A 1,508-nucleotide genomic window follows, 5' to 3' on the forward strand; every position below is an offset into this window, starting at 1 on the left:
GTCTCCGGACAGGCCAGCACCTTCGAGGCCAACGTCGAGTGGGAGCTGAGGCGCGCCGGGGCGCCCATCGCGTCAGGGAGCACCACGGCGACCATCGCGGCGCCCGCCCGCGGCACCTACTCGTTCCGGACCGAACCCCTCGGACCCGGCAACTACAGCGTCGTCGTCCTCGAAAGGAGCGCGAAGGACGGGTCGGTCACCGCCAGCTGGCAGATCCCCTTCTCGGTCAGGTGACACGCCCTCCGGAACCGGAGCCGGCGTCATGAGGCGGGACGATATCGGCGTCCCTCGCGCCCCGTACGCTGGGGCACGATGCAGTGCGACTACTTCGACGACGCCCGGTGCCGCTCGTGCACCCTCATGGGTCAGACGTATGCCGCCCAGCTCGGCGCGAAGGAGCGCCGTTGCGAGAGCGCCCTGGCCGCCGTGGCTCCCGACGCCACCTGGATGGCCCCGTTCGCCAGTGCCGAGGCCGGCTTCCGCAACAAGGCCAAGCTCGTCGTCGGTGGGCGTCGCGGGCGCGTCACGGTCGGCATCCTCGACGCGCACGGCCACGGGGTCGACCTGCGCGAATGCGGCCTCTACGAGCCGGGTCTGGCCTCGCTCGTGCCGCTTCTCGCCGATGCCGTCGACGACCTCGGCCTCGAGCCGTACGACGTCCCGGGCCGGCAGGGCGAGCTCAAGCACGTCATCGTCACGCACTCGCCCGACGGTGAGGTGATGCTTCGCTTCGTCCTGCGCTCACGTCGGCACCTCGCGCTCCTCGAGTCGCGTCTGCCGGGCCTGCTCGCCCGGTTCCCGGAGCTCGCGGTCGTGTCGGTGAACCTCCAGCCCGAGCACAAGGCGATCCTCGAGGGCGACACGGAGATCATCCTGACCGAGCGAGAGCTCCTGCCGATGCGGGTCAACGACGTCACCCTCAACCTCCGGCCGAACAGCTTCTTCCAGACCAACACCGCGGTGGCCGCGGGACTCTACCGTCAGGCGCGGGACTGGGTCTCCGAGGTGGCCCCCACCGCCCTGTGGGACCTCTACTGCGGGGTCGGCGGCTTCGCGCTGCACTGCCTGGACGTGGTCCCTGTCGACACCGACGTCGTCGGTGTCGAGGTGTCACCTGAGGCCGTGGCGAGCGCCGAGCTCAGCGCCGAAGAGCTGCGCGCGACCCACACCCACCTCGGGCGGCTCTCGTTCCACGTCGGTGACGCGACCACCGTGGGTCTCGCGGATCGCGCGGCGCCCGAGCTCGTGATCGTCAACCCTCCCCGGCGCGGGATCGGCCCCGAGCTCGCCGGCTGGCTCGACCGGTCGGACGTGCGTCACGTCGTCTACTCGAGCTGCAACGTCGACTCGTTGGCGCGCGACCTCGCGCTGATGCCCTCCTTCGTGCCGCGCCGCGCGAGGCTCTTCGACATGTTCCCGCAGACCCCTCACCACGAGGTCATGGTCCTGCTCGAGCGATCGTGACCAGACGTGAATGCGCCTGAGAACAAACATCATAATGTCGATTA

2 protein-coding genes are annotated in these 1,508 nt (G+C 70.0%); both read left to right on the plus strand.

Features of this window, described 5'->3' with window-relative positions; translation table 11 throughout:
• A partial coding sequence (locus N865_RS21210; RefSeq protein WP_034810269.1) for a Gmad2 immunoglobulin-like domain-containing protein occupies nucleotides 1-234 on the plus strand: 234 nt, incomplete at its 5' end.
• A gap of 78 nt (nucleotides 235-312) precedes the next feature.
• Nucleotides 313-1,464, plus strand: coding sequence for a 23S rRNA (uracil(747)-C(5))-methyltransferase RlmC (gene rlmC / locus N865_RS21215; protein WP_034810270.1), 1,152 nt, complete (start codon nucleotides 313-315; stop codon nucleotides 1,462-1,464).
• The last annotated feature ends 44 nt before the right edge of the window (nucleotides 1,465-1,508 follow it).

The sequence above is a fragment of the Intrasporangium oryzae NRRL B-24470 genome (assembly GCF_000576595.1).
Lineage (GTDB): Bacteria > Actinomycetota > Actinomycetes > Actinomycetales > Dermatophilaceae > Intrasporangium_C > Intrasporangium_C oryzae.